Origin of the sequence: Protofrankia sp. Cr1 (assembly GCF_963555865.1) — a bacterium.
Taxonomy (GTDB): domain Bacteria; phylum Actinomycetota; class Actinomycetes; order Frankiales; family Frankiaceae; genus Protofrankia.
In genome coordinates this window covers 1-5,410 of sequence record NZ_CAUVXO010000352.1, presented here as the reverse complement: position 1 = coordinate 5,410, position 5,410 = coordinate 1, and the positions used below count along the sequence as shown (strand labels likewise).

General features: G+C 65.2%; 4 protein-coding genes. All 4 read right to left on the bottom strand.

The annotated features are described in order from the left end of the window. Positions 1–115: 115 nt before the first annotated feature. The gene (gene nodC / locus U9980_RS21065) at positions 116–1,432 is read right to left on the bottom strand and encodes a chitooligosaccharide synthase NodC (protein ID WP_322769502.1); all 1,317 of its coding nucleotides are present in this window, start codon (positions 1,430–1,432) and stop codon (positions 116–118) included. Positions 1,433–1,502: 70 nt separating this feature from the next. Then, positions 1,503–2,303, bottom strand: coding sequence for a hypothetical protein (locus U9980_RS21060; RefSeq protein WP_322769501.1), 801 nt, complete (start codon positions 2,301–2,303; stop codon positions 1,503–1,505). Between the two features lie 348 nt (positions 2,304–2,651). Further along, positions 2,652–4,574: a N,N-dimethylformamidase beta subunit family domain-containing protein gene (locus tag U9980_RS21055; RefSeq protein ID WP_322769500.1), complete on the bottom strand. Its 1,923-nt coding sequence runs from the start codon at positions 4,572–4,574 to the stop codon at positions 2,652–2,654. Positions 4,575–4,687: 113 nt separating this feature from the next. After that, the coding region (locus tag U9980_RS21050; protein WP_322769499.1) for a helix-turn-helix transcriptional regulator at positions 4,688–5,410 on the bottom strand (723 nt) is incomplete at its 5' end.

Genomic DNA, 5,410 nt, shown 5'->3' with positions numbered 1-5,410 from the left:
CCGTTCGGACCGAGCAGGCCGAGGACGGTTCCTGGCTGGACCTCCAGATTTAGTCCGTCCAGAGCGTGCGCGTCCCCGTAACGTTTTACCAGACCTTCGACAGCAATTGCTGGTTTCATAGTGGTACAACCTCCTCATGTGTGCCCCGGGAATCGGCGTACGCCGGGATCCCGGTCGTTGTAATGACATGCTGCATTGCGCTCGTGTGCTGCGTCGCAGGCAGAGTGCGTGAACCCCAGGTCGTGTTGCCCAGGGTGCAGAGTGCATAGAGCTTCAGGGGAATGAGCAGGCCGATGTTGATGAATTCGTGGAAGGCAAACGCGAAGAACGCCATTTTCCTGGTACGCCAGGCGCCATAGGTGCACTGCAGCAACGAGAGTCCTGCTATTGTGGCGATCGACCACCACGGCGGTGGAGCCGCGGACACAGCGACAAGAGCGAGGCCTGTGGTCATTGACAGGACGAGTAACAACGGCGCCAGATTCTGCCCGACGACGTCAAGTGTCAGATAGCGGTGCAGGCGGGGAAGGAGCCTGATGGCAAGGAGGGTGTCCCGATAGGTACTGCGGGCCCACCGGAGCTGCTGGCGCAGGTAGGGGCGCATCCGTTCGGGGACGACGGTCGCGGCCGTCGCGTCCGGGACATAGACGGTGCGCAGACCCGACCGCAGTATGAGAATCGTCAGGTGGCGATCCTCTCCGAAGTCGCTCGGTCGCCCACGAAACATCTGGGTCTCGTAGTCGTCGAGGACGGCGGTGAGCGCGGAGCGCCGGTAGACCGCGCACGGCCCGCAGCAGCACATCACCGCTCCGAAGACGGACTGAGCGGCCCGTTCCTGGTTGCAGGCGATCCAGTACTCCATGTTGACCAGTCGGGTGAGCCAGGTCGCCCGACTGTTGCTCGCCACCATGTGGCCCATCGCCGCACCCACCCCGGGGTCGGCCATCGCCGCCGCCAGTTTGCCTACGACGTCGGGCTCGATGGTCGTGTCGGAGTCGATTGCCACGACAAGGTCGCCGACCGATTGACGGATGGCCGCTACCTGGGCCTTCCGCTTTCCCACGTTGGCTGTCAGCGGGAGGATCACAAATCGTCGGTCGCGACCGAATTCATCGTAAACGGCCTGGAGCTGCTGGCGGTTCCGTGAGCCGTCGTCGACGACGTACACCGTGAGAATGCCTTCGTAGTCCTGGTTCGCCACGGAGCGCAAACAGGATGCGAGCACTTCCGGTTGTTCGTTGAAGCACGGAATGATCACATCGACGGTGGGTAGTGCGGCGGCGGGTCCGACGTTTCCCGGGACGGCTCGCTGCCGCCGATACGTCCGGTGCGCGAAGCGAATCTGCGTTGCCAGGTAGCCGATGATGAGAAGGACATAGGTCGACAGCACGCCGGTGAAAATGATCCGTAAGACCACGATTGTCGTATGCATGGAGTCCTCTGTTCCAGGAGTCGGGCCGCCCGCGCGGCCGGTAGAAACAGGGTTGGTGGTAACGGCTGACTCAGGCTGCCAGCGCGAGGCGACGCTCGGTTGCCAGCGCCCGCCGCAGGTAGATACCAAGGACGGAACCGTAAATCAGATGTCCGGTGAGGGACAGGCCAAGGGACTGCCAGCTGAGCGGGAAGAGCAGTTCCGTACCACGGCTCGACAGGGCGATGGTGGCGACCAGGCCTGACCACACGAAGATGCCGTAACCGATGCCCAACAGGATCGGACGCCGGGCAAGAGCCGGAAACCGCCACAGACCCACGGCGCCGCACAGCACGAAGAAGGCCATTCCGATGCCACCGCCGTCACCGATGTAACGCCAGGCATAGCCGACCGGAATATTCGTGGGTACATCCCCGATGATCCAACCACCGAGTCGCGGGATGAAGTCCGGCCAGATCTTGGTGTATACCATCGGCATCCGTAGGGCATCATAGGCGGTGACGGCGATCAATCCGGCGGTGAATCCCCGGACCGCCCATCGTGCCTCCACCGACCGGTGTAGTGCCATCGCAATCACGATGACGGCGAGCGGCAGTACCAGGAAGCGGGCTGATGCGCTGATGGGGAGCAGGTTGAAGACGTAGAGCGGGATTGACAGCACCGGTAGCGCGCCGGCGGTCATTAATAGCCCGACCCTCGCGAGCGACACCGGCCGCCGCAGCAGTCCGGTTCCGGGCGCAAGCAGGATGCGGGTAAAGGGCGATGGCGCGGCAACCGCGCAGCGCTGTGTCGGTAGGGACAGCGAAGCACCGGTCCCGGCCCGGTGCGTACTCATAGTTGCAGTGCTCGTGCTCATAGTTGCAGTGCTCATGTCTTTCTCCCGTTCTGTTTCCTGTGCTGGCCGGCAGGCACAGCAAAATAGTCGCTCACGAATACTGAAGGATGCCCATGGCAGCCGATCTTGAAATCGTGCCCGGTGCATCATCCGCTTCTGTCCCTGGTGTCTGGTACCAGTCTCTTCGCCTGGACCCGGGAGAAACAGACCGTGTATGTGCGGGTATTCCTGAACTGTGGCTACATGACGCATGGACCCGTGGTGCCAGGCATGGTGAATCTGGCACTGGCAGTGCCAGGTTGAGGCCGGTGGCAGATAGTGAGACGCGCTACACCGAAATAGGAACCGCGACAGGGGCCGTTCTGGATCAACGGTGCCCGAGCGTCAACGTACGGCGTCGCGCCACCACAGCCGATTGCAGATGGTGCTGATGATCAATTTTCCGGCATGGCCGGCCAACCCGGTGGCGGGTGCCGGGATACTTCCGACCGCCGTCCAGGCGACGTCGTGCAGGACCGGAAGCCGCATCCAGAGGGTCTGATCCCGGGTGACGCAGTAGAGCCGGCCGCTGGTACTGGTCATGGCGATGACGTTGTCGGCGGGACCCACCCAGGTCCAGACCTGGTCCTGGCCGATCCGGTCGAAGCGGAGGTGGACGAGATCGCCGTCGGCGGTCGCGCCGAACAGCCCCTCGAAGCACGCCGCGAGCGCGACCACCCCCGGTGCGGTCCCGATCGGGACCCAGCCGACGTCGCGGCGGACGGGCTCGCGCTGCCACAGCTGGTCGTCGGTGGTCACGGCGTACAGGCAGACCGGTTGGGCGCCGGTGGCCTCGCGTGGGCCGGCCAACGCGCGGACACGGCCCGCGGGCCCGATCCGGCTCCAGACGAGGTTCTGGCCGACCGGATCCCGGGCCCACAGCATGTTCCCGGCGGCGGCGAACACGGTGTTCTCGCAGGCGACGAGTGCGGTCACCGTGCTCGCGCGACCGATCCGTTCCCAGTTCGTGGCCGGCCACGGGTCGCTCAGCCGGGTGAGGACATTACGGGTGATCCGGTCGACTGTCGGATCCGGGGAGCTACCGAGCCCGCCACCCCATCCGGTCGTGGCGACGTTGAACACTGTGCCGCCGCCGGATGCCCGGAACACACCCATGGTTGCGGCACCGCCCTGCCCCAAGCGGCGCCAGTCGGACAGGTCAGCTGTGGCGAGGACGACGAAGGTCGTGGGGGTGCCATCCCGGCCGGTGACACGAGGGACACCATCCTCCACGACCACGTCGGCGGCGTCGGTCTCATAGCCGACCGTCCCGATTCCGAAGGTGTCACCGTCAGCCAGTCCGGTGCCCTCGAAGGCCCAGTGATCGGCGAATCGGACCGTCCAGGCGGTACTGTCCATCACGCTCATGTCGCCCCAGCAACCCGCGCCACGGCGGAAGCTGGTACCGGTGAGAGCGTTCTCCGGGCGGTTGACCGGCGCACTGGACCACTCGACGGTGACGCGGGCGTTGTCAATCCCGGTGAGCGGGTCTTCAGCGGCATCGCGGTGACAGACGAAGGTGCGGCCATCGTCCTCAAGCCGGAACTGCCACCAGCAGGTGTTGCCCGTGAGGAATGCGATGTTGCCGCCGGCGGCCAGGAACTGCTCGGCGGTGTCGCGCATTTCGGCCGTCCAGTATTCGTCGTGCCCGACGCAGACGAGCACCTGGTAGGCGCGCAGCAGGTGCAGACCGTCGCGTGGGTCGTCGCGTGCGTCGTCGTGCAGGTCGAAGCCGGAGCAGTAGTCCACGGCGAACCCGCTGGTGGCGAGCCACTGCAGGATCGAGACCTCCCAGCCCGGGCCGCTCGAACTCGGCCGGTGCAGGCTTACTCGCCGACCACGGTCGGGTTGCTCGGTCCAGTACGGCGAGGCGCCAGCCGTGCCGCACCAGGCATAGGCATGAAAGGTCGGGAACGGAATCGACACCAGTATGTGGGCGTGGACACCAGGTTCGGCCGAGCGCACCACGAAGAAGGCACGGCTCTGGCCCGGCGTTCCCGGGGTGAGATCGACGGCGTACAGGCCGCTCGGCCAGGACTGCGGAACATCGAGGGTGAACCCGACGGGCCAGCCCCGGTCGGCCGCGGGATCGCCAGGGGTTGGGTGTGCGTCGACATGCACGGTGAACCGTGCCATCTCGTTGCCGCTGACGAATTCGGTGACCACCACGGTCGCGCCGGTTCCAGCGCCCGAGTCCGCATTGAGATGGAGATCGAGACTACCGCCCTGCGGGACCGATGTCTTCGCGGAATACACCTGTACACCCATCACGCACCCCGTTCGCCTATGCTGAAGCCGGGAGCGCTGCGGGGGCGGTAGGCGCCGACTCGTCGGTCGGTGCATCCTTCGCCGAGGTCGTGACGAGCCCTGCCGGCCGCAACCTACACATCCTCGTCGTCCGGGACGGGAAGATGGAAGGCGATTCCGATCCCGTCCATACCGGCCGGATAGGCGACCACGAGGTTCATCGCCCGAACCCCGAGCTGCGGATGCCGCAACCACCGGACCCGGGGCGCCTGACTGCGTATCTCGTGGTCGGACCACCATCGCCGCATCTCCGGGCTTCCCTTCATGAGATCGGCGATCAGTTGGCTCAGCCGTCGGTCGCCGGGCCTGACCGCCGAGACGGCACGCAGGCGGCCGATGACGTCCTTGGCCTCGTCATCCCACATCACCAGACGTTCGCGTGCGTCGGGTTCCATGAGCGTCCACCACACGGTGTTGCGATGCTCGTCCGGCAGCTTGGCGAAGTCGGTGTACCACTCGGTAGCGGCGGCGTTCCAGGTCAGTACGTCAGCAACCTGGTTCGCGACGTAAACGGGGCTGGGCTTGTACGCGTCGGCGATCTGCCAGAGGATGGCCTCTGTGTTGGCCTCGCGTAACGGACTGTCCTTGACCGGTCGTTGACCGTAAGCGAGGAGGTAAATGTAGCTGCGTTCGTCGTCGTTCAGCTGCAGCATTCGGACGAGGCTATCCAGAACCTCGTGCGACGGGTGAATGTCCCGACCCTGCTCAAGGTATGTATACCAGGTCGGACTCAGGCCCGCGAGAACCGCGACTTCCTCTCGTCTGAGCCCGGAGGTTCGTCTTCGTCGCCCCGTGGG